Here is a 24003-nt window from a genome sequence, read left to right on the forward strand (position 1 = left end):
GACATGACTACACATCGATCTCTGTTTCCTGGTTGGCGCTGGCTAATGCCCTGTTTATTGATGGTAGCGCTCCTGGTCGGCGGTCCCCAGACAGCTTGGGCGCAGGATACGCTGTCTACGGAAGGACTGGAGTTTTCACCAATCGAGGAGTCGGCTACAGGAGCGGATACGATGACACAAACGACCGTATCCCCCACTCCTTCCTCGACAGGCATAGGGCCTCAGAAAGCGGCTGCGCCATCACTCTGGGTCACATTTGTAGCGGGTTTACTAGGCGGCTTTGCGGCAATTCTCATGCCGTGTATTTTTCCGCTATTACCCATGACGGTGAGCTTTTTCACCAAACGATCCGCAAGCCGGGCGCAGGGTATCCGTAATGCACTCATTTATGGATTGTCGATCATTGGGATCTACGTGTCATTAGGATTGCTGATTACGGTCCTCTTCGGGGCCGATGCCCTGAACGAGCTATCGACCAACGGTATCTTCAACTTTGCTTTCTTTTTGCTGCTGATCGGCTTTGCTGCTTCATTTTTTGGAGCTTTCGAAATTATATTACCCACATCATGGGCAAACAGAATGGACGCAAAGGCCGATCAGGGTGGTTTGCCGGGTATTTTCTTTATGGCCACAACACTAGCGCTGGTCTCTTTTTCCTGCACGGGGCCTATCATTGGTACGCTGCTGGTACAGGCCGCTTCAATGGGTCAGCTCATAGGTCCCGCCGTGGGTATGTTTGGCTTTGCCCTGGCCTTGTCACTACCCTTTATGCTGTTCTCGCTGTTTCCTTCGTGGATGGCCTCACTGCCCAAATCGGGGAGTTGGCTCAACTCCGTAAAGGTTGTCCTGGGCTTCCTCGAGCTGGCACTGGCGCTGAAATTTCTGTCGAATGTTGATCTGGCGTATCACTGGCAGTGGTTCGACCGGGAAGTGTTTCTGGTGTTGTGGGTTATCATTTTCGGTATGCTGGGCTTTTATCTACTGGGTAAATTGCAGTTTACCCACGACAGCCCCACGACAAGTATCTTAGTACCTCGGCTGTTCATGGCTATTGTGTCGCTAGCGTTCGCTCTTTACCTGGTGCCGGGCTTGTGGGGAGCCCCCTTACAAGCTGTGGCCGCATTTCTGCCTCCACAACAAACCCAGGATTTTGATTTGTATACACGTAGTCTGACCCAGTCAGGAATGACCGGGTCAGGCACAATTAACGAAACGGCCCACTCGCCAACGGTTAAGAAATACGGCAATCTGTTTCACGCGCCCCTGGGCCTGAACGCCTTTTTCGATTATGAGGAAGGAATGAACTACGCGAAATCGGTGGGGAAACCCGTATTGGTCGATTTTACCGGCCATGCCTGCGTCAACTGTCGGAAAATGGAAGCCACCGTCTGGCCTGATCCGGCGGTGCTTAAACGTCTACGAGAGGACTACGTACTGATTCAGCTTTACGTTGACGACAAGACCGAATTGCCCGAAACGGAGCAGCGCGTATCCTCATTCAGTGGTAAAAAAATCAAAACGATTGGCAACCAGTGGAGCGATTTGCAGGCCAGCCGATTTAATGCCAATTCGCAACCGTTCTATGTACTCCTGGGGCCCAATGGTAAACCACTGGTGCAGCCGCAGGGAGCCGATTATGATCCGGTTAATTTTGTCTCATTTCTGGACAGCGGTCGCCAGACCTATTAATTCAATTCCGTCTCTCAGTGACCCATACCCTACCGATGGGCTCTACTCCCTGAAAGCGATCCTCCTATCATATCCATCGCAGTAACACGACACAAACCGCATGCATTACGTTAAACGAAGTCTATGGCTGGCCCTGCTGGTCGGGTGCCTGACGACTCAGTCCGCCTTTTCACAGGCTAAATTGATCGAAAAAGTATCCCGAAAAGGTACTGAACTCCTTATTCCCTACGAAAAGTACGTACTTCCCAATGGGCTAACGGTAGTGGTTCATGAAGACCACTCGGACCCGCTGGTTCACGTCGATGTAACGTACCATGTAGGGTCAGCTCGGGAAGAAATCGGAAAATCGGGCTTCGCTCATTTTTTCGAGCACATGATGTTCCAGGGCTCTGACCACGTCGCCAACGGTGAACATTTCAAGCTGGTGACTCAGGCGGGTGGTACCCTGAACGGAACGACGAACCGCGACCGCACCAACTATTTTGAAACGGTACCCAGCAACCAGCTGGAGCGGGCTATCTGGCTGGAAGCCGACCGGATGGGCTTTCTGCTGGACGCGGTTACCCAGCAGAAATTCGAGATTCAGCGGGCTACGGTGAAAAACGAACGCGGTCAGAATTACGATAACCGGCCTTACGGACTAGCCGAAGAAGTGACGGCTAAAACGCTGTATCCCTACGGGCATCCGTACTCATGGCTGACTATTGGTTACGTAGAAGATCTGAATCGGGTAAACGTAGACGATCTGAAAAACTTCTTTAAACGCTGGTACGGACCCAACAATGCCGTGCTGACGGTGGGTGGTGACGTTACTCCGGCAGAAGTAGTCCGGCTGGCGCTCCGTTATTTTGGGCCTATCAACCGGGGACCAGCCGTAAAAAAGACGGTGGTTCCTTCTCCTGTACTGACGGCAGACCGCTACGTTTCCTACGAGGATAATGTTCGATTCCCGATGCTACGATTGACTTACCCATCCGTTCCCCGCCATCACCCCGACGAAGTGGCGCTCGACGCGCTGGCGGCCGTGCTGGGAGGTGGTAAAACGTCAAGACTCTACCAGCGTATGATGAAAACCCAGAAAGCGGTTCAGGTCAACGTTATCCATCTTACAAGTGAGTTGGCCGGCGAATTTTCGTTTATCACCCTACCGCTTCCTACGTTCCAGCTAGACAGCGCCGAAGCGCTGGTACGGGCCAGTATGATGGAACTGGAGCGTCAGGGTGTAAGCGACGATGAGCTGGCTCAATTTAAAGCCTCGCGGGAAGTCGATTTAATTGGTTCACTGAGCAGCGTAGCGGGCAAAGTATCCCGGTTAGCCGAATTCCAGACCTTCGACGGCAATCCCAATCAGTTACCTGGCGAACTTTCGGCCTTGCGTAAACTGACTAAAGCCGACGTTATTCGGGTGTATAACCAGTATATCAAAGGAAAAAAAGCCGTCATCACCACCGTTTATCCGAAAGGGCAGAAAGCGATTGTCACGCACGCAGATAATTATACCGCGTCACCAGCGGGCTATCAGGCACCGGATTATGGATATACGGGCCTGACCTATACCAAACCAGCCGATACCTTCGACCGAAGTAAGCTACCGGCTGTGGGTCCTAATCCTACGGTTAAAGTGCCACCGTTTTACAAAGAAACGTTTCCGAACGGATTGCGGATGATTGGCGTCCGGTCGGATGAAGTACCAACCGTGACGCTCTACCTGTCACTGAAAGGAGGCCATTTACTGGCTCAGCAAAACCTGTCGAAAGCGGGCGTGGCTCAACTGACGGCCTCCCTGCTCAACGAAGCAACCCGTACCCATTCAACCGAGGAACTGACGCGCCAGTTGGAAAAGCTGGGCAGTTCAATTGCTTTTTTTGCTGGCCCCGAAGAAATGGGCGTCTCCGTCGAATCGCTGACCAAAAATCTGGACGCAACACTAGCCATTCTGCGGGAGAAACTTGGGGAACCCCGGTTCGATCCAGCCGACTTTGAACGGTTGAAAAAGCAGCAGCTTGAATTGATCGCCAATCAGAGCACGCAGCCCGTAGTAATTGCTAATAAAGCCTACAATCGTCTGTTGTTTGGGAGCGACAACATCCGCGCAATTCCGGTTAGCGGCACCCGGCAGAGCGTAGAAACGCTGACGCTGGATGACGTGAAGGAGTTTTATAACATTCAGTTTTCGCCATCCGTAGCGAAGCTGGTTGTTGTGGGCGAAGTGGATAAAGACGCTTTGCTGACGAAGCTGGCCTTCCTGAAAAATTGGGCGGCTAAACTCATTTCCCTACCCACGCTACCCGCTCCGAAAGCAACCGAAAAAACGCGCATTTATCTGGTCGACAAGCCGGGGGCAGCCCAGTCAGAAATTCGGATTGGTTACCTAACCGACCTTCCTTATGACGCAACGGGCGAGTACTACCGCAGCTCACTGACGAACTTTATTCTGGGTGGGGCCTTCAACAGCCGACTCAACCTAAATCTGCGCGAGAACAAAGGCTATACCTACGGAGCAATGTCCCGCTTTTCCAGTACGTTTCTACCCGGACCGTTCACCGCTCAGGCGGGTGTTCGGGCAGCCGTAACCGACAGCGCCATTGTTGAGTTTGTCAAAGAAATCAACCAATACGCGCAGCAGGGTATCACCGCCGAAGAACTGAACTTTACCAAAAATTCGGTCGGTCAGCGCGACGCTCTCCGGTACGAAACCCCGTTTCAGAAGGCCCAGTTTTTAGGTCAGATTCTGGAGTATAATCTACCCGCTGATTTCGTCGAACAGCAGACCAAGATTCTCAGCACATTAACCCGTGAACAGGTTGGCGAAATGGCTATCAAGCGGTTTCCCATCGACAAAATGATTATCCTGGTAGTGGGTGATAAAGCTAAAATCAAACCTGGATTGGATAAGCTGGGGTACGAACTGGTTGAACTAGAAAAGGAAGGAAATGCGGGGGCGTCTCTAACGAATAAATAATTCGATCATTCAACAAACTATTTAAGCAGAAGACGAACGTATCCCCCATTGAGTTTCGCCAATCATTCAGTTGAACCGACGCACTTTATCGGTAGAACGAACGATAAAGTGCGTTGGCGTCCTGTGCTTTGACGTCATCCGATATTAGCTGAATCCTAATTACTTCAATCGTATGCTGATGACTTTCTGACTCATCCCTATCGGGGTGTCGTATCCATTGCGGATAGAGCTTTACAAAACAGCTATTCTTGTCTGAACGGATTGTATTATTTTTACGCAGTTTTCCTCTAGTACTGACTAATACACTCCATCAAATGAAAGTTGGACTATCTTTATTCGCACTGGCTACAGTGATGACCGCCTTTTCTCCAGACACCGACATGCCGCACGTCGCTACGCATTTTGTGGACACTACAGCATCGAACCCGTTTTTTAGCGTTTACAAAACCCCTTTTGCGGTACCACCTTTCGATCAGATCAAACCAGACCATTTTGAACCGGCTATCGAAGAAGGAATCCGTCAGCAAACAGCTGAAATCGCAGCCATTACTCAACAGAAAGCGGCTCCGACTTTTGCAAATACCATCGAAGCAATTGAAGCTAGTGGCGATTTACTTCGGCGGGTCAATACCGTGCTGGGGAATCTCAACGGGGCCAATACAAACGATCAGTTGCAAAAAATTGCCCAGACAGTAGCGCCTAAACTAGCCAAACACAGCGACGATATTATGCTCAACGCGGCCTTGTTTGGCCGGGTCAAGGCTGTTTACGAAGGACGTAACAAACTCAAGCTGTCGGGCGATCAGCAACGTCTGCTCGAAAAGACGTACAAAAATTTTGTGCGAAACGGTGCCGCCCTGAATTCCGACAAACAGCAGCGTCTGCGGAAAATCAATAGTGAGTTATCGGTGCTTACACTCAAGTTTGGACAGAACCTACTTGCCGAAAATAATACCTATACGCTGGTCATCGATAAAGCGGAAGACCTGAGTGGTTTACCAGCTTCGGTTGTAGCGGCAGCCGCCGAAGAAGCCAAGAAACGTAAGCTGGACGGTAAATGGGTTTTTACCCTGCAAAATCCGAGCATTATGCCGTTTTTGCAATACGCCGACAACCGAAGCCTGCGCGAGCGAATTTTTCGGGCTTACCTCGAACGGGGCAATCATAACGACGCGCACGACAATAAGGCAATCATGGCTAACATGGTGGCGCTGCGGGCTGAAAAAGCACAGTTGCTAGGCTACTCCAATCACGCGGCTTATGTGCTGGAAGAAAGCATGGCCCAAACACCGGAAAAGGTGGCTCAGCTCTTGAATCAGCTATGGTCGGCAACGGTTCCTGTGGCCAAAAAGGAAGCCTCCGATTTGCAGGTGATGATGGACAAGGCAGGTGGTCAGGGCGAAAAACTAGCCGGGTGGGACTGGCGCTATTATGCGGAGAAGCTACGCAAAGAAAAGTATGCCCTCGACGAGCAGGAACTGCGTCCTTATTTTTCGCTGGAAAGCGTACGAGAAGGCATTTTCATGCTCACCAATCGACTGTATGGCCTACGCTTCGAGCGACGCACCGACGTACCGGTCTATCATCCGGAAGCGGTAGCGTATGAAGTAAAAGAAGCCGATGGCCGACATCTGGGACTTATCTACATGGATTTCTTTCCTCGGGCCAGCAAACGCGGTGGTGCCTGGATGACGAGCTATCGGCGACAGGAAATCGAAAATGGCAAAAATATAACGCCCGTCGTTTCTATTGTCTGTAACTTCTCGAAGCCAACCGGCAATACGCCCGCGCTGTTGACTCTCGATGAGGTAAGCACCTTCTTCCATGAGTTTGGCCATGCCCTTCACGGACTCCTATCCAATGTGCATTACGGTAGCCAGTCGGGTACATCGGTACCCCGCGATTTTGTGGAGTTGCCTTCTCAAATTATGGAAAACTGGGCCGTAGAGCCTGAAATGCTGAAACTTTTTGCCAAGCATTACCAAACCGGAGCCCCTATTCCGGACGCGCTCATCGACAAGATCAAGCAAAGCAGTTTATTCAATCAGGGCTTTGAAACCAGTGAGTACTTGGCGGCTTCGCTGCTTGACATGGCTTATCACACACTAAAGCCAGATGCGGTTCCTACAGATGTACTGGCCTTCGAAAAGCAAGCGATGGACAAGATCGGTTTGATTGATCAGATTCCTCCGCGTTATCGCAGCACCTATTTTCAGCATATCTTTTCGGGTGGGTACTCGGCGGGTTATTACAGCTACATCTGGTCGGCGGTACTCGATGCCGATGCCTTCGAGGTGTTCAAGCAAAAAGGGTTGTTTGATGCTAAGTCGGCTCAATCATTCCGTAAAAATGTTCTCGAACGGGGCGGCACCGAAGATCCGATGACGCTATACCGCAAGTTCAGAGGCAGTGAACCAGACATCAAACCACTGTTGCGCCGGCGGGGCTTGTTAAAGGACGCATAAAATAACAAAACGGGAGACCAAGTTTGGTCTCCCGTTTTGTTAGCTATTCGTTTGGTATTCTCTAACTTATTCGGCCAATCCCCTTAGCGTGTGTTAGGTCGGACGCTATTATGGGTTAGTCAGTATTTTTCTTCGCCTGTTTTTTGGCTCGTTTAGCCGCGTCCATCGTTTTATCAGCGTCTTTCTGATCCGTCGAGCTACCTGTTTGGTTGGCTTGCTTCTGTAATTGCTTGGCGTTTTTCTGAGCAATCTTGGTTGTTTTGACGGCTTCCTTTTTCGTAACTTCCTGTGCTTTTGCCGTACCCACCAAGAGCAGTGAAAGAGCGGCCACTTTAAGTAAGTTTTTCATAAGGTGTTGATCTGTTTGCTTGTCTAAACGCGCAAACAGGCGAAAAGTTATGATCTGACCAATCGTAGCGTTAACTCACATCGCCGAACTGAACGGGTTCGATTAATCGAATCGTTACGTGTTATCAAGGTCCGGTTCAATACGATACTGGTGGCAAGAATTTTTAATGGTAAGCATGAATATAATCAATCGTGATCAGCAAGTACCGGTTTATACACTGGCTCAGGACCCTATCTTCCAGGAAAAGCTGTTTAGCATAGCCCGCTTCGAAGGAACGCTAACCCACCAGTCGGAACTGCTGATACCACACCGTAAGGATTATTATCTGCTCGTGTTCGCCCGTCGGGGTGATAGCCGTCACTGGGTGGATATGACTCCTTACTTAACCAAAGACAATACGTTTTATGTATTCGCCCCCAATCAGCTAATTGTCAAAGAAGAACCTAAACCGATGTGGGGTACGGCGGTGGCTTTTACCAGCGAGTTTCTAACCTTACAGGAAAGCGCGTCTCTTCGCAAATTGCCCTTACTTCAAAACCCACAAAATGCGCATGAATTACGGCTGTCAAACGAGGATGTGCTTTTTATGGAAGACATACTGGAAAAGATTCAGGTCGAATACACCCGCCCCAGCGAATGGCAGCAACGCATGATAACGGCTTACTTAACCGTACTGCTGACTTACCTGAGTCGGCTCTATACCAGGCAGTACGAAAGCGACTCGTTTTCCAACGACAAGCTCCTACTTAAAAAGTATCAGGCTGCGATTGAGGAGCATTTTCGCGAATTGCATCAGGTAAGTGATTATGCTGCTTTATTGCATGTCTCGGCTGGGTATCTAAGCGAGGTGATGAAAGCACAAAGTGGTCAGCCAGCCATCAGTCACATTCACGAGCGGCTGGTGCTGGAAGCAAGGCGCATGTTGTTTCACACCCAACATTCACTGAAGGAAATCGCTTTCGACCTCGGTTTTTCGGATGCATCCTATTTCAGTCGCTTCTTTAAACGGGAAACCGATTTGACGCCCGCCGAGTATCGGACGAGTACCCGCAAAATGTACCAGTAATGCCGAAGAATGTGTTTCAACTGCTACGAGGGAAGGCTCTAGTTTTGTCCCATCATAAACAGATGAACCATGAAAACAGTACTGATTACCGGCGCGAACAAAAGCATCGGTTTCGAAACAGCCCGGCAGTTGTTGCAAAACGGTTATTATGTCTACCTCGGAAGCCGTGATCCGCAAAAAGGCCAGCAGGCGGTTGATCAACTGAAGTCGGAAGGTTTGAAAAGCGTCGAACCCATTACCATTGACGTTGACAACCCTGATTCCATAAAAGCCGCCCGTGAGACGCTAGGCAGTAGGACAGCTGTCTTGGATGTACTGATCAACAATGCGGGCATCAGTGGTGGTTTTCCTCAAACAGCGCTGGACGCGAATATCGATATGTTTCGACAAGTGTTCGAAACCAATTTGTTTGGGGTGATTGAAACTACGCAGGCCTTTGTTGACTTACTGCGACAATCCCAGGAGCCACGAATTGTCAATGTCACGTCTGGCTTAGGTTCGCTGACGCTGCATAACGATCCCAGTTGGAAGTACTATCATGTAAAAGGAGCCTGTTATACGGCGTCCAAAGCCGCCCTGAACGCCTACACCATCGTTTTGGCTTACGAATTGCGGGATACACCGTTCAAGGTAAATGCTGTTGATCCAGGGTACACGGCTACTGATTTTAATCACCACAGCGGCCCCGGTACCGTACCGGATGCAGCCGCGCGTCTGGTAAAAGCAGCTACGCTCGGGCCGGACGGGCCAACAGGTCAATTTTTCAGCGATGATAATGCCCCGGACACAGGCATAAGCCCCTGGTAGTCTGGGTAGCGTTAAACAATAGCTATGAGTAAGTAGCTTGAAGCGCTTTTCATGTAACCATTGAAGAGTTGTAGTCCTCTTCGTTTTTGTGAGGCCAGATATAAGAACCTGACCTCACAAAGACGAAGAGGACCTTTTGCGTATCAAGCAGTACCGGTTTTGCAAAGAAATTCAATCACCAATAGCTAAACTGAATCACGACGGGGTCATCGCTTAAGTCCTCCTCGTACAACGGAGGATTGGTAATTTCTTCGATCTCAACGGTTATGCTTGCTGGCGCTGTTTCTACCGCATAGGCTTTTGCTGCCTGATGAATCAAAGCCAGCCGAGAATAAACCGAACCATTTCCAGAGCTACTGCCAGCGATCCGTTCCATTCGTTGCCGGAATTGATCAACGGCTATTTCGAGGGTTTTCCACTGTCGGCCAGAAGGTTGTTCATTCATACGGTTACAACCTGATTTTTACCACCCTGTTCCGAAACGCTCCTGAATTATACGACAGAGCGATACTTTTCGTAAAAGTAGCCTGCTGTTATACCCTATGCGATTCTTATCTTTCGCACAAATGGGCTACAATATTTTGCCATAGCGCTCCAACACTGACCGTTTATAAAAGGCTTAGCTTATTTTTGTTGCTTACTTGTTTTAACGTGCGGGGACGCTCTGCGCGTCTGTCGTCATTTTCCTCATCAACCATGAATAAGTTTTTGCTTACCGGTATACCGTTTCTGCTATTTGCCTCAGCGCAGGCGCAGCAACGTCCCCAATTAACCACTACGGATTACCAGCAGGCCCAACGCTTTCTATCATCCAACGCCGAGCAACTAGTTGATCATGGTAGTGTGCGGCCCAACTGGTTTGCCGGAGATCGGTTTTGGTACCGGGATCTGACGGCCAAAGGAAGCGAGTTTATCCTGGTCGATCCTGCTAAGGGAACGCGTTCAGCCGCGTTCGATCACCAAAAACTGGCCGATGCCTTGTCGAAGGCAACGGGTAAGACGTACGAAGCGGCCATGCTGCCTTTTCAAAGCATCAGTTTTTCGCCCGATGGTAAATCTGTTTCGTTCCAGGCCGACGGCAAGCCGTGGCTCTGTGATCTAAAGACCTACCAACTTACAGCCGACTCGGCACCCCAAAAAACCCAGCCTGACAACGACGCCGGGAGACGCCGGGGCGGAACGGGTATCGAAGTGCTATCGCCGGACAAAAAGCGGGCGGCTTACATCAAGGAGTACAATTTATGGGTTCGCGATGTGCAAACCGGTACACAAACCCAGTTGACAACCGACGGTGTTAAGGATTTCGGCTACGCAACCGACAACGCCGGCTGGAAATCGAGCGACAGAGCAATTCTGGCGTGGTCGCCCGATTCGAAAAAGATCGCTACGTTCAAGCAGGATCAGCGTCAGGTGAGTGACATGTATCTGGTAACGACCAACGTAGGAAAGCCAACGCTCAAGCAATGGAAGTACCCGCTACCGGGTGATAAGGATATTGCCACGATCCAGCGCGTTATCATTGAGGTCGATAATCCCAAAGTAATTCAGTTGCAGATTCCGGCAGACCCCCACCGGGCAACCCTAAGCGACGACATCGCCAGCAGCGGCACGTTCGACGATGTGAACTGGACTGACGATGCGTCGAAACTGGCGTTTGTGTCTACGTCACGCGATCACAAGCAGGAAAAAATTCGTATGGCCGATGCGGCAACGGGCTCTGTCCGGGAGATTTTCGAAGAAACAGTTCCTACGCAGTATGAATCCGGTTGGGGAGCCATCAACTGGCGTTATCTGGACAAGTCAAACGAGTTTATCTGGTTCTCCGAACGCGACAACTGGGGACACCTTTATCTGTACGACGCGGCAACGGGCAAGCTAAAAAACCAGATTACGAAGGGCGACTGGCTGGTTACCCGGCTGTTGAAGGTCGATGAGAAAAAACGGTTGCTGTATTTCATAGCAAACGGACGGCAAGCCATTAATCCTTATTTCGGCCAACTCTGCAAAATCGGTTTTGACGGAAAAAACTTCGCCGTTCTGACCCCCGAAGAAGGAAATCATCAGGTCAGTATTTCGCCATCGGGTAGCTATTTCGTTGATAGCTATTCCAAACCGGACGTCCCTCCTACTGTCGTGCTGCGAAACATGGATGGTAAGCTGATTACAAATCTGGAAAAAACGGATATTTCCCGATTGACGGCTACTGGCTGGCAACCGCCCGTTCCCATTACGGTAAAAGCATACGACGGTAAAACCGACCTGTATGGCCTTATGTACAAACCAACCCGTCTCGACCCGGCGAAGAAGTACCCCGTTGTCGATTATATTTACCCTGGTCCACAAGGTGGTAGTGTAGGAAACTGGTCGTTTTCGGCGGCCCGAAAAGACAACCAGGCACTAGCCGAGCTTGGCTTTATCGTTGTCGAAATCGAAGGCACCAGCAATCCGTTGCGCTCAAAAAGTTTTCACGACATGAGCTATGGCAACATGTCGACCAATACATTAACCGATCAGATTACCGGCATTCAGCAACTCGCTCAAAAGTATGCTTACATCGATACCAGCCGGGTTGGTATCTGGGGTCATTCGGGTGGGGGGTTTGCCACGGCCACAGCCATGTTTCGCTACCCCGATTTCTTTAAAGTAGGTATTTCTGAATCGGGCAACCACGACAATCGGAACTACGAGGACGACTGGGGCGAACGCTACAACGGGTTAACGTCTGCTGTCGATTATGAAGCACAGGCAAACCAGAACTACGCCAAAAATCTAAAGGGTAAACTAATGCTGGCCCACGGGATGATGGACGACAACGTGCCGCCTTACAATACATTATTGGTTGTTGAGGCACTTGAAAAAGCCAACAAGGATTATGACCTGGTGATTTTTCCAAACAGTGCCCACGGTTTTGGAAGCTACACTCCCTACATGATGCGTCGGCGGTGGGATTATTTTGTAAAGTACCTTCAGGGCGCGGAACCACCACACGAATTCCAGGTGGAAACGAAGCCAGATCCACGCACTCGATAATGTAAAGCAAATCGATTCAGGTCCAAAACGGCAAGCGCTGTTCAGTAGGTATCTAGATGCTTACTGAACAGCGCTTGCCGTTTTTCGAAAAAGACGGTAAGTCGATTTAGTCGATCTGTACAATAACATTTCGCTGTCAGGCTAAACCTGCATGGGCACTTTGTGCTTTATGAATAAACGTTAGCCAGTATGGAAAACAGACCACCCGATTCACCGATCGATAACGAAGAAGGGCATTCTCAGGAAACACGCCGTGACTTTTTGAAACACTCTTCGTTACTAACGGCTTATGCGTTATCTCCTTCCTCTTTAGTAAACGCTGCCGAAATGAATGGACTCAATCCTCCCCAGGCCGATACGGTATCGATACGCATTGACATCAATGGTACTTCGCGTACACTACACGTCGAACCACGCGTGACCCTCCTGGACCTGCTGCGCGAACAACTCGATCTGACTGGCACGAAGAAAGGCTGCGATTACGGACAATGCGGAGCCTGTACGGTACACATCAACGGCATACGAGCGCTAGCCTGTCTGAGCTTTGCGGTCATGCAAAACGGAAAAAAGATTACCACGATTGAAGGATTAGCCAAAGCCGAGGCCAGTGGATCGGCGCATTTGCATCCCATGCAAGCGGCCTTTATCAAACACGATGGTTTTCAGTGTGGGTATTGCACGCCCGGCCAGATCATGTCGGCGGTGGGGTGTATCCGGGAAGGACACGCGAATTCAGATGCCGAAATTAAGGAATACATGAGTGGCAATATCTGTCGCTGTGGCGCGTATGAGGGTATCGTCGAGGCTGTTAAGGAAGTTAAACAGGGGGGTCAAAAAGTATGAACAACTTTCAATACACGCAGCCGGCCACGCAAAAGGCCAGCATTGATGCACTGGTCAAAGAACCGACGGCTCAGTTCATTGCGGGCGGTACAAACCTTATCGACCTGATGAAGCATGGAATAGCGGCTCCAAAAACACTTGTCGATATTAATAATCTGACGCTTCGAACCATTGAGCAACAAGGGAACACGCTTCGAATTGGGGCGCTGGCGTTAAACAGCGAGGTGGCCGACAGTAAACTGGTACTGGAAAAACAACCGTTACTGGCACAGGCGCTCAACGCAGGAGCATCGGCGCAAATTAGAAATATGGCTACCGTAGGCGGTAATATGCTGCAACGCACCCGCTGCTATTACTTCTATGATACAGCTATGCCCTGCAACAAGCGACAACCCGGCTCTGGCTGTGGCGCGTTGGAAGGGTATAACCGGATACACGCCATCTGGGGTACCGAAACAGCATCGACGGGGCGTACTTCTTCCTGTATCGCCGTTCACCCCAGCGACATGTGCGTCGCGCTGGCGGCCTTAGACGCAACAGTGCTTGTATCCGGCCCGAAGGGTGACCGGCGGATTCCGTTCACTGATTTTCACCGTCTTCCGGGCGATACACCGCAAATTGATACGAATCTGGATCGTGGTGAATTGATCGTGGCCGTTGACATTCCGAATAATGCGTTTGCTAAGCATGTACATTACTTGAAGGTCCGCGACCGAAATTCATACGCCTTTGCGCTGGTGTCGGTGGCCGCTGCCCTTGACCTGAACGGATCAACGATTCGGGAAGCCCGGCTGGCGATGGGTGGAGTAGCTCATAAACCCTGGCGGCTAACCGAAGCGGAAAAAGCGCTGCAAGGAAAACCCGCTACGACGGCTACGTTTGAGCAGGCGGCAACAATTGCCATGCAGGGTGCCAAAGCTTACGAACACAACGCTTTTAAAGTAAAGATGGCCCCTAAAGCTATCGTAGAGGCCTTAAAAACAGCCGCCGGTTTAGGCTGAGATCAATTATGGACGAGACAGCATTTGACAAAGTATCAATTGGCAATCCATTAAACCGGGTAGATGGTCAGCTAAAAGTAACGGGTGGCGCCAAATACGCGGCTGAATATAATTTACCGAATGTCACCTACGGAGTACTGGTAACCAGCACAATTGCTAAAGGTCGTATTACCCGTATTGATACGCAGGCAGCCGAAAAAGCGCCGGGTGTGCTGGCCATTATGACGTACAAAAATGCGCCTAAAGTGCCCGGTTATGAAGCCGGAACCGATAATTCTCAGTCGAGGGTATTCGGGCAGGAGTTTCGTGTTTTCTACGACGACCGCATTTACTTCAACAATCAGCCGGTTGCGCTCGCTATCGCCGACACGTTTGAGCGGGCTACCCACGCGGCTTCACTGGTGCAGGTACACTATCAGGAACAACCGCACGAGACCAGCACCAAAAATAACCTGGCCAAAGCGATTAAACCCGAACGCCCGGACGATTACTCGCGGGGCGCTAAAGACGCCTACAAAACCGCGCCGGTTACGATTGAACAAACATACCACACCCCCGTTCACGTCCATAACCCGATGGAGCCCCATGCCGCCACAGCCGTGTGGGAAGGTGACGACAAACTCACCGTTTACAACAAATCACAGGGCGTAAAGCTGGCGCAGAAAGATTTGATGAAAGCCTTTAACCTGAAGGAAGAAAATATTCAACTTCATTCGCCTTTTGTGGGTGGAGCTTTCGGGAGTTCGTCGCGCATCTGGCCGCAGGAAATGGCGGCTATCTTAGGTGCTAAAAAGATAGGCCGTCCGGTAAAGGTTTCGTTAAAACGCGATCAACAGTTTAATATGGTTGGCTACCGGCCCCGATCCATTCAGAAAGTGGGGATCGGAGCCGCAGCCGATGGAACGCTAATTGGCATTACCCACGAAGCGTATGGCTTAACGTCGAGTTACGAGCAATTTACGGAACGTATTTTGCACCCAACCAAATCTTCCTACCGGTGTCCGAATCTTACGGCAACGTACCGGCTTGTACCGCTCGATGTAAGTACGCCCTGCTGGACGCGCGGCCCCGGCGAAACCAGCGGTTCATTTGCGTTGGAATCGGCGATGGACGAACTCGCCTACGCGCTGACCATGGACCCTATTGCCCTGCGACTGAAAAACTACGCCGAGGTAGACCCCGAAAAGAACAAGCCCTGGTCGAGCAAGTTTCAGAAAGAATGTTACGAGCGAGGAGCCGAACGGTTCGGGTGGAGTAAGCGTAACCCGCTACCGGGCTCTATGCGATCGGGTGAATTGCTGGTCGGACAGGGAATGAGTTCGGGGATATATAAATCGGAACGCAGTCCGGCAGCCGCTCGTGCAACATTAAAAGCGGATGGTACGCTGACGATTCAGACAGGAAGTGCCGACACAGGACCCGGTACGTACACCGTTCTGAACCAGATTGCCTCGGACTTGACCGGAATAGCTTCCGAAAAAATAAAAGTCGAGCTGGGCAATTCAATGTTTCCACAGGCACCACCCCAGTTCGGATCTCACACGGTGATTTCGGTTGGTTCGGCGGTGCATGACGTGTGTGTAGCATTGAAACAGCGACTGGCCCAGTTGGCGGTCAACAAAGAAGGAACAGCCTTGTATAAAGCGGCTGAAAGTAATCTGGTGTTCGAGGGCACGACAATTCGTTTGAAAAATGGCTCGGCCCATGTGTCGTACATAGACGTTCTCAAGCAAAACAAATTACCCGAACTGGAAGTCCAGCAGGAAGCGAAAAGCGGCCCGGAGGTCGAAAAATTTTCGGGTAAATCGTTCTGTGCCAACTTCGTGGAAGTACATGTGCATCCGGCAACCGGTATGGTGAAGGTAACACGCGTGGTTTCGGCGGTTGATGCGGGACGGGTCATGAACCACAAAACTGCTCGTAGCCAGGTACTTGGCTCGGTCATCTGGGGCCTCGGCATGGCCCTGATGGAAGATGGCGTCATGGATCATCGCTACGGTCGGTATATGAACAAGGATCTGGCTGAATACCACGTCCCCGTTTGCGCTGACACACCGGATATCGACGTTATTCTCATCGACAAACCCGATCCTATTATTGACCCGATGGGCGCTAAAGGACTGGGCGAAATCGGTATGATTGGGCTGGCAGCGGCCATCGCCAATGCGGTCTACCATGCTACGGGCAAACGCATCCGTGAGTTACCCATTACTCCGGATAAACTGCTGTAAGAGCGAACAATTAGAACCCGAATAAATCAGGCTCAACGAAACAAACCCGAATATCATCATGAAAGCAGCCGTTCTCGAACACTATGGCGACCCCAGCGAATTTAAAATTAAAGAAGTTGACGCACCCACCATCGAAGACGGACAAATCCTGATTCGAAACCGTGCTTCTTCCGTAAACCCAGTCGATGTACTTGTACGTCAAGGAAAGATGCGATTAGTTTCCGGTCTGTTCGGTGAGCAAATTATTGGCTGCGATTTCGCGGGTACAGTCGTTGAATCGCGAAGCAGCCGCTTCAAAGCAGGTGACGAGGTGTTTGGGTGCAAGAGCCCGATGGCGGGTCATACGTATGCCGAACTGGTGGCTGTGGATGCTGATGTGGCGGCTTTAAAGCCTGAAACTATTAGCTTCACGGAAGCCGCGAGTTTACCGACAACCGCCCTGACGGCCTGGCAAGGTTTACTGAAAGAAGGCGAGTTGAAATCAGGCGATCAGGTATTGATCAATGGCTGTACGGGTGGCGTTGGCGTAGCTGCCGTTCAGATTGCCAAAAGTTTGGGCGCTACAGTAACGGGAACGTGCCAGGGTGATCATGCAGAAACCGCACGTGAGCTAGGCTGTGATCAGGTAATTAATTACGAAACGGAGCCCATCCCGAAAGACAATCGTTACGCGCTTATTTTTGATGCGGCTGGCAAACTTACCTTCTCGGACGTGGAAGACAGCTTAACCCCTGACGGTTTGTTGGTAACCACAAAACCCGACGCAACCGATTTTGCCAGTGCGGTCTCGTCGCTAATCGATTTGGCAAAACCACGCATGAAGCTTGTAATTGTCAGTGCGAATGCTCCCGATCTGATGCACGTCAAAGATCTGGTAGAATCCGGAAAACTTCGTCCGCTTATCGCGCAGACGTTTCCGCTGGAACAAGTCGGCCCGGCGCATCAGATGCTGGAAACTGATGATTTTGTGGGGAAAATTACTCTTGAAATCACCTAGCGCCTGTACTCGCTTTGTTAACGGTAGTTGTGCGAGTAAGATCAGCAACTACTACCGTTAACAATGTTGAGTGAAAGCGTATGGATTAACGATAAAGCAAATACTTCTCCCGCATCTTCTTGTACGCGCTTAGACCGGGCTCCCAGCTTGCCCGTATTTCCTTCTCGGATTTTCCTTCCATGATTTGCTTGCGAAACAAACCGTTGCCCACCAGCCTTTCAATCACGCCCATTTCCTTACTTAGCTTTGAATCAAAAAACTTCTCTTTCTGGGGGTGAGCCTTATACAGTTCCATCAGCCATTGAAGATTAACCTGCTTTTTCTTCCGCAACAGGCTGGTGTCGTAGGCGCGCAAATCGAGGCCGTAGCAAACCTGATCCATAAACAGCGGAGTCTCAGCCATGCCTTTAATGGAAGTCGGGGTATACGAAAATGAATAGATGCCCTTCAATTCAGGACTTCCGATTACTGTGAAGGGAAAATGAGTACCGCGTCCGTGATTCAGATACGTTCCTTCAAATAAGCAGGTGGACGGATACAAGAGTATACTCTGTTGGGTATTCAGGTTTGGCGAGGGCGGAACTGGCAGCGTGTACGGCATGTCATGGGCGTAGTTAGCAACCTTGACAATTTTGAGCTTACAGTTTACCTTGTTGGTAAGCCATCCTTCACCGTTCGCCATCTGGGCAAATTCGGCGACCGTCAATCCGTGCGCCATCGGAATTGGGAACATACCGATACCCGACTTAAACTGCATGTCCAGGATTGGGCCGTCGATAAGATAGCCGTTAGGATTGGGCCGGTCGAGGATCATCAACTCTTTGTTGTTCTCCTGACACGCTTCCATCACCCGAACCAGCGCGTTGATATTCGTATAAAAACGGCAACCTACATCCTGGAGGTCATATACCAGGATGTCCACATTGGCAAGATCTTCCTTCGAAGGCTTATTTTTCTTACCGTAAAGTGAAATAACGGGTATGCCCGTTGCACTATCGGTTTCATCCGCTACAGAAGTACCCGCACTGGCTTTGCCCCGAAATCCATGTTCCGGACCGAATATTTTTACAATGTTGACGCCCAACGCCGACAAACTGTCAACCAGATGTTTTTTGCCGATAATGGAAGTCTGATTCGCCAGTATAGCGACCCGTTTCCCTGTTAAATACGGTACGTACTGATCCGGCTGATCGGCCCCGGTTACGATAGACTTCTCCTTGCTTTTTTTAGTACGACGACTTACCGCGCATCCAAAAACAACAGCGACGATAAGTAAGGCACTTACGATGAACAATCTATTTTTCATGCGTTTTCTCGATGGATGACTCGCCGAAAATACAACTCTGTTCCTGTTAAGGAAATGATTTCTTCGCTGAATACATTGTATGAGCAAGCGTGACTAACCTAAATGCCCGTTAGCAGCAAAACAAACAGGCCGTCTTTCACGAGAAAGCGGCCTGTTTGTTTTTATTTGTGGGTTGAATGCTCTACCCCTTTTGTCTTCGATTGGTCAACGCAGTTTGCTAAGGCTCGGTACGTATGATAAGTCGCTTTCCAGATATGTCCTTTTAAGGCTGTTCGGCGCTCAGGGTCTTTGTCAAGTCCTTCTTCGTACCAGTCGCCGTACTGATGATCGATCAGGTATTTTTGGCAGTACCCCCATAGCAGCTTGTAATTATTGAAATACTGCATGGAGTCGTTCGGAAACCTGTTTGCCATGAGCAGCAGCGTGTTAAGCCCTTCGGCCTGCGACCACCAGTTTTTGCTTTCCCGAATAATGGTCATACCGGGTTTGTCTCTAAAATAATACCCTTGATCGTAGAAGCCCCCCACTTGTTTATCCCAGCCGTTCGCCAACGCGTGGTCAACCATTCGTTTGCCTACTTCCAGCGTTTTAGTGTCATTTTTCAGACCGAGCACGTGCGAAGCTTCAAGCATCAGGTAAGCCGTTTCTACGTCATGACCGAAGGAAACATGATCCAAATTCCGGTGTTTCAACACGACGCTTTCGGAAGAATCGCGAAATGATACAGGCGTCCAGTCTGGTTGAAAAAACAAGACTAGATTTCCTTTTGGCGTCGTGATAACATCGCGGATTAGCCGAAGCATTTCGTCCAGCCGTTCGCGCACCAGCGGGTCGGGCCAGACGGTATACAGCTCTGTGATCGCTTCCAGCAAATGAATCGAACTGTTCTGGTCTTTATAACCCAGATCCGAGGTCGACGGTACCGAAGCATTCCGTTTGATGGGTGTACCATCCCGGCCTAAATGCTGAAAATAGCCTTTATGGACCGGATCGTAGCTGTGTTCTTCGAGCCAGCGAAACGATTTTTTCGCCAGGTTCAATGCTGCTGTATCACCCGACATGTGGTAGTAAGCACTCAGGGCATAAAGGCCAAACGCATTTCCGTAAGCCTCCTTATTTCCCGTTCCTTTGACGGTACCTTTCCGGTCAACCAAGTTGTAAAAACCACCGTACTGCTTGTCCCACATCACGTCGCGGAGAAACTGAAACCCATGTTTCGAGTTACTTTTGTACTGCGCAACGGTCGGGTAACGCTCAGCCGCTTTGGCGTTTGTCCAGGTATGACGGGCCTGCGTCACAATCATTTTGTCCTGAGCGCCAGTCGGCTTGAAGTCATACGTAAAGGTGCTCAGAAACCCGCCATACTCCTTATCGATTGCTTGAGGATACCAGTCGTTGAGCATTTCCGTACGGATGGATTTCTCCATTTCGGTTGCTATACGGGCTCGGTCGCTTGTCGTTTTCTGTGACACAACCGGCTGAGTTACTGCTAGTAGCGAAGCAGTGGCAATTAGAGCGAAAAACCTATTTCTCATGCAGGACTAACAGGCCGAAGCGGCTTACTTTTTGGCTGTCTAACCAATAAGGAAACAAGCCGGGGTTTCATACTGCCTTTTATGGTTATAAAGGCAGTATGAAACCCCGGCTTAACGTTTCGTATGGGCAGGCTACTTACTCGTGACCCCACCAGACTTGCGACCGAACGTGCGATGATACCCGTTTAAGGCGCTTCGTTTTTCGTACGCGTAACTTTTTCAAGAGGTAAATCATTGGTGTGTAGTGTTATAAATGCTCCCAGATCATCGTTGCGGTCAGCGGTTGACCTTCCTCTGTAATCACAACCTTCACTTTTAATGATTTTGGTAGCGATTCCAGAACAGTCCATTCCGAAACGCTCTTATCTTCACCGATCAGACGAAGTATTTTCGTTTCGCCATCGTACGACCATCCCCTACTCGGCTTATTGATGGTGGCTTTCTGATGGATACAATCGAGTGTGCCGATGTCTTCTGTTAGCTTACCGGTAGGCTCAAAAACGAGTCCATTGTCCAGATCGCAGGGTCTGAGAAATTGAGTCAGATCGGTGTCTGGCTTACTGTCTCCATTCATATCAGTTGACTGATCAAGTGTAAAGGAAGCCAACTGCCAGCGCACCCCGACGAACGAAGCAGAATGATTATCCGTATGGGTCCGGGCTGTTACAGCGCTGTTATCTGTAGCAAACGAAGCGATCATTAAAAGCAGTCCGTAAAGGATGGACCGCCAGTTAAACATTGATAAACGATTCATTAGATTTGTTGTCATTATAAGAGATTGTCTACTATATTTTGTCAATTAGGGCGCAGGTGGAATAGCAGCTGGTACGGGATTCGAAACCGGTTTAAGCGACTTTAAGTAGGTAAACACCGCCCGCATATCGGCATCCGTCATCGCTGTGTAGTTGGGCCAGGGCATGGGCGGCAGCAAGGGCCGACTGTTATCCACTCCTCTGAACTTGCCCTGCCGCATGGCTTTGTTGAACTGCTCCAGCGACCAGTTTCCGATACCCGTTTCGTCCGGGGTCAGATTGGCGGCAAACGATACTCCCCAAGGACCGATGAAAGCCGTATTTTGCCCGTTGAACAATACCCACTGACCCGTTTTAACGAGGTCTTTGTCGTACGTTCCCAAGGGTATGTCGCTGTTGTACCCGGAAAGAAAGCGATCCATGTCGGGTGCGGGTCCTTTGGGAGTCATTTTTTTCGGTGCATGGCAGTCCGCACAACCCATGATCGTAACCAGGTACTGCCCTCGTTTAACCAACTCGCCTTGGCTCGATTGCTTAGGCTGATGCCCCGTTCGTTTGGGGGGAGTTGGGGTATTGCTATGCGTGGTAAAGGCACAAGCCAACCCCACAGCGGCTGTAGCCGCCAGATACATCCATTTCATCATGTGTTTAGTTTTATAAAGAAAAAACGATTGCTGTGGTCTGCGGCTGATCAATCAGGCAGACCATTTGTCTGGTAGAAAATAAAAAAGTAAACCGATTGATAAACCTTAAAACGGTCGTTGAGCGCGTTTCCCGACACTAGACACGCCTTGCGGTGCTATGCTTTGCAGGACGCCGAAAGTATTGTTCTGTATCCTGATAAACCAGGGTAGGCACTTCATTGGAAAACTCTTTAAAGTCCCGGATAAAATGCGCCTGATCCGAATACCCAAAATTGTACGAAATATCCAGCCAGTTAGGCGTTCTGGACGTTTGCTGGAATGACTCGTACGCGTTGCGAAAGCGGATAATTCGCTGGTACATCTTGGGCGAAGTGCCGTAGCTATTTTTGAAGCTACGCTCTAACTGTCGCTTACTGACTGCCAGATGCTCACTTAGCGATTCAATCGACAAATTTCCTTTTGCCTGACGAATTACCCGAGTTGCTTCAAATACGTAATTCCGCTCGGCGTTTAGATTTTTGAATTGAGTCAGCAGAAATCGTTCCACTACCTGAACAACCGACTGAATATCCGGCAACCCATATACGTCATCGATTAACCGATTGATACTTTTGCCGAAGAAGCTTTCCAGGTCGGTGAAATTATTGAACAGCGACGCTACCGGTACGTTGAAAAGTTGGAGCAGGCTTTCGGGTTTAAGCCGGATACCAAATTTGCGACCCGTCCCTACCGGTTTCCACTGTACCGTATCCCGATAAAGTCCGACGAAGAAAGCCTGGGGAAGTTTCTGCCAACACGTATCGAACAACACATGAGCCCGGTTATCATCCAAGTGCATAATCAGTTCCATCGCGCCAAAAGGCAGGCAACGCTGAACGGGCGATTCTTCATTGCTGCTAGTCTCGAAATAATGCAGCCAATAGCATTCCACGAAGGGCAGTAGGGCTGGTGATGGCTTAATTTCTTCGTAACTCGTGTTCATTCGTATCGTCGTGTTGTAGCGCGTGATTCTGTAAATGTAGATAAGCTACTTCATTCGCGATTGAAAAAAAGCGACATGTGTGCAAACGGTCAGACAATGGCCAAAGCTCGTTGCACGTTTGTGAGCCGCTCCACCGGTAATTCTTCTTCGGCCATGCGCACAAAGCTGTTAAACACCTCTGTTGGAGCGCCTTGTCTAATACCGGCTAACCACTCGATTACTTCCGTATCATTGATCGAGCGCATCATCCAACGGCTTTCGGCCATTAGCGTCTGGGGCGGAATGGATTTCAGGATCTCCCCTTCCATCTGTCGGATTTCGCCGTCGCTATAATGCTTCCAGAGTAGGTACATCAGCACATTCTCTTCCTTGTTCATGTGGTAAAGGTTGAAGGCAATGAACTCAGAGAACGCAAATAGAAGCCGTTGGCCGATGGCCTGTTTTTGCGCTGCTGATGTGCTGGTTCGCCATTCCCGAATCTGCTCAAACAACGTCTGAGTCAACCGATGATCAATGTCGTGGTCCTGTTCCAGCTCGTCAATCAACTGAGCGTTGTGCTTCCGGATGTGCGGTAGAATGAAGTTGTCTTCATTTTCGGCATGTTCGTCAAAAAAGTGTAACACCTGTTCCAACTGATCGATTCGTTTGGCGGCTTCTGGCTGCGCGAAATCGGTTTGCTGTAAGCGAGTAGCTGTATCGTAAAGCATACCCCGCAATCCTTTGTGAATCTGATTAAACACGTTATACCGTTGTTCTTGCATGGTTTTGTGACTTAGCGAATGATTTTGTTGCTTGATTGCTCTGAGTGAGCACCTTCACGGCGACTTCTGAAAAATCCTGTGTGGTTACACCGCCACAGGCTTTCCGGCCCATACACAGGCGACAGGGGCTCACGGGAAAATTATTCTGTTTGCACATGTCGAAAAACTATCGGACTGCGGTTGCTTCCAGCTCGACCATAAGTTGTGGAAAGGCCAATGCTTTCACTTCGACCAATGTGCTGCTTGGTGTACAGCCCGCCGTACTTAGCCGATGGATTATCTGACCGTAAGCCGCGAAAAACTGCTCAATCGAAGTTGTATAAAAATTCAACCGTACAACATTCGTCATTGAGTAGCCAGCGTTTTGTAACACCGTTTCAAGATTGTCGAAGCTTAATCTGATCTGACCGTTCATATCCGTTTCGACGGGCTGTCCCTGCGCATCCATAGCCGCTTGTCCGGCACAATACAGTGTATGGGTTGCATGGGCGATTTCGACACCTTGCGCGTAGCCGAGCTGGTCCTGCCATTGCCACGGATTGTTCATTGCTTTTTTCATGAGTACTGGTGTTTAGAAGAAATG

19 protein-coding genes are annotated in these 24003 nt (G+C 49.9%); 10 read left to right on the top strand and 9 right to left on the bottom strand.

The window, feature by feature from the left end; genetic code table 11:
- Positions 1–3: 3 nt before the first annotated feature.
- From M0L20_RS22540 to M0L20_RS22550, 3 genes are all read left to right on the top strand, one after another.
- Positions 4–1689, top strand: coding sequence for a protein-disulfide reductase DsbD family protein (locus M0L20_RS22540; RefSeq protein ID WP_248479225.1), 1686 nt, complete (start codon positions 4–6; stop codon positions 1687–1689).
- A gap of 100 nt (positions 1690–1789) precedes the next feature.
- A complete protein-coding gene (locus tag M0L20_RS22545; RefSeq protein ID WP_248479226.1) occupies positions 1790–4651 on the top strand; it encodes a M16 family metallopeptidase in 2862 nt (953 codons plus the stop codon).
- Between the two features lie 314 nt (positions 4652–4965).
- Entirely contained in the window at positions 4966–7116 is a 2151-nt protein-coding gene (locus tag M0L20_RS22550) for a M3 family metallopeptidase (RefSeq protein ID WP_248479227.1), read from the top strand.
- A 115-nt stretch (positions 7117–7231) separates the two neighbouring features.
- Here M0L20_RS22550 and M0L20_RS22555 read toward each other — a convergent pair whose 3' ends face one another.
- Complete coding sequence (locus M0L20_RS22555; RefSeq protein WP_232563049.1) at positions 7232–7465, bottom strand: hypothetical protein; 234 nt, start codon at positions 7463–7465, stop codon at positions 7232–7234.
- A 175-nt stretch (positions 7466–7640) separates the two neighbouring features.
- On the opposite strand from M0L20_RS22555, the gene M0L20_RS22560 reads away from it, so the two are divergent.
- Both M0L20_RS22560 and M0L20_RS22565 read left to right on the top strand, forming a co-directional pair.
- Positions 7641–8531: a helix-turn-helix domain-containing protein gene (locus M0L20_RS22560; RefSeq protein WP_248479229.1), complete on the top strand. Its 891-nt coding sequence runs from the start codon at positions 7641–7643 to the stop codon at positions 8529–8531.
- 69 nt (positions 8532–8600) lie between these two features.
- The gene (locus tag M0L20_RS22565; protein WP_248479231.1) at positions 8601–9338 is read left to right on the top strand and encodes an SDR family oxidoreductase; all 738 of its coding nucleotides are present in this window, start codon (positions 8601–8603) and stop codon (positions 9336–9338) included.
- A 175-nt stretch (positions 9339–9513) separates the two neighbouring features.
- Here the strand turns inward: M0L20_RS22565 and M0L20_RS22570 are convergent, their stop codons facing one another.
- A complete protein-coding gene (locus M0L20_RS22570) occupies positions 9514–9783 on the bottom strand; it encodes a hypothetical protein (protein WP_248479232.1) in 270 nt (89 codons plus the stop codon).
- A 251-nt stretch (positions 9784–10034) separates the two neighbouring features.
- Between M0L20_RS22570 and M0L20_RS22575 the strand changes: the two genes are divergently transcribed.
- The 5 genes from M0L20_RS22575 to M0L20_RS22595 all read left to right on the top strand — a co-directional run bounded on the left by M0L20_RS22575 (position 10035) and on the right by M0L20_RS22595 (position 17440).
- Positions 10035–12368 (top strand): S9 family peptidase, encoded by a 2334-nt coding sequence (locus M0L20_RS22575; RefSeq protein ID WP_248479233.1) that lies wholly within the window; start codon positions 10035–10037, stop codon positions 12366–12368.
- 189 nt (positions 12369–12557) lie between these two features.
- Positions 12558–13211, top strand: coding sequence for a (2Fe-2S)-binding protein (locus M0L20_RS22580; RefSeq protein WP_248479234.1), 654 nt, complete (start codon positions 12558–12560; stop codon positions 13209–13211).
- A complete protein-coding gene (locus M0L20_RS22585) occupies positions 13208–14212 on the top strand; it encodes an FAD binding domain-containing protein (RefSeq protein ID WP_248479235.1) in 1005 nt (334 codons plus the stop codon). Before M0L20_RS22580 ends, M0L20_RS22585 begins: the two co-directional genes overlap by 4 nt.
- Positions 14213–14220: 8 nt before the next feature.
- On the top strand, positions 14221–16443 hold the full coding sequence (locus tag M0L20_RS22590; protein WP_248479236.1) for a xanthine dehydrogenase family protein molybdopterin-binding subunit: 2223 nt from the start codon (positions 14221–14223) through the stop codon (positions 16441–16443).
- A 58-nt stretch (positions 16444–16501) separates the two neighbouring features.
- Positions 16502–17440 (top strand): NAD(P)-dependent alcohol dehydrogenase, encoded by a 939-nt coding sequence (locus M0L20_RS22595; protein WP_248479237.1) that lies wholly within the window; start codon positions 16502–16504, stop codon positions 17438–17440.
- Between the two features lie 85 nt (positions 17441–17525).
- Here the strand turns inward: M0L20_RS22595 and M0L20_RS22600 are convergent, their stop codons facing one another.
- From M0L20_RS22600 to M0L20_RS22630, 7 genes are all read right to left on the bottom strand, one after another.
- Positions 17526–18746: an exo-beta-N-acetylmuramidase NamZ family protein gene (locus M0L20_RS22600; RefSeq protein ID WP_248479238.1), complete on the bottom strand. Its 1221-nt coding sequence runs from the start codon at positions 18744–18746 to the stop codon at positions 17526–17528.
- 161 nt (positions 18747–18907) lie between these two features.
- Positions 18908–20173 (bottom strand): AGE family epimerase/isomerase, encoded by a 1266-nt coding sequence (locus tag M0L20_RS22605; protein ID WP_248479240.1) that lies wholly within the window; start codon positions 20171–20173, stop codon positions 18908–18910.
- 355 nt (positions 20174–20528) lie between these two features.
- Positions 20529–21035, bottom strand: a complete 507-nt coding sequence (locus tag M0L20_RS22610) for a hypothetical protein (protein ID WP_248479242.1) — start codon at positions 21033–21035, stop codon at positions 20529–20531.
- A gap of 45 nt (positions 21036–21080) precedes the next feature.
- Positions 21081–21677 (bottom strand): c-type cytochrome, encoded by a 597-nt coding sequence (locus M0L20_RS22615; protein WP_248479244.1) that lies wholly within the window; start codon positions 21675–21677, stop codon positions 21081–21083.
- Between the two features lie 136 nt (positions 21678–21813).
- Positions 21814–22659, bottom strand: coding sequence for a helix-turn-helix transcriptional regulator (locus M0L20_RS22620; protein ID WP_248479246.1), 846 nt, complete (start codon positions 22657–22659; stop codon positions 21814–21816).
- A gap of 89 nt (positions 22660–22748) precedes the next feature.
- Positions 22749–23420 carry a hemerythrin domain-containing protein gene (locus tag M0L20_RS22625; RefSeq protein ID WP_248479248.1) on the bottom strand — a complete coding sequence of 224 codons (672 nt, stop codon included), beginning with the start codon at positions 23418–23420 and terminating at the stop codon, positions 22749–22751.
- Between the two features lie 166 nt (positions 23421–23586).
- Positions 23587–23979, bottom strand: coding sequence for a RidA family protein (locus M0L20_RS22630; RefSeq protein WP_248479250.1), 393 nt, complete (start codon positions 23977–23979; stop codon positions 23587–23589).
- Between the last annotated feature and the right edge of the window lie 24 nt (positions 23980–24003).

This window comes from Spirosoma liriopis (assembly GCF_023196085.1).
GTDB classification, from domain to species: domain Bacteria; phylum Bacteroidota; class Bacteroidia; order Cytophagales; family Spirosomataceae; genus Spirosoma; species Spirosoma oryzicola.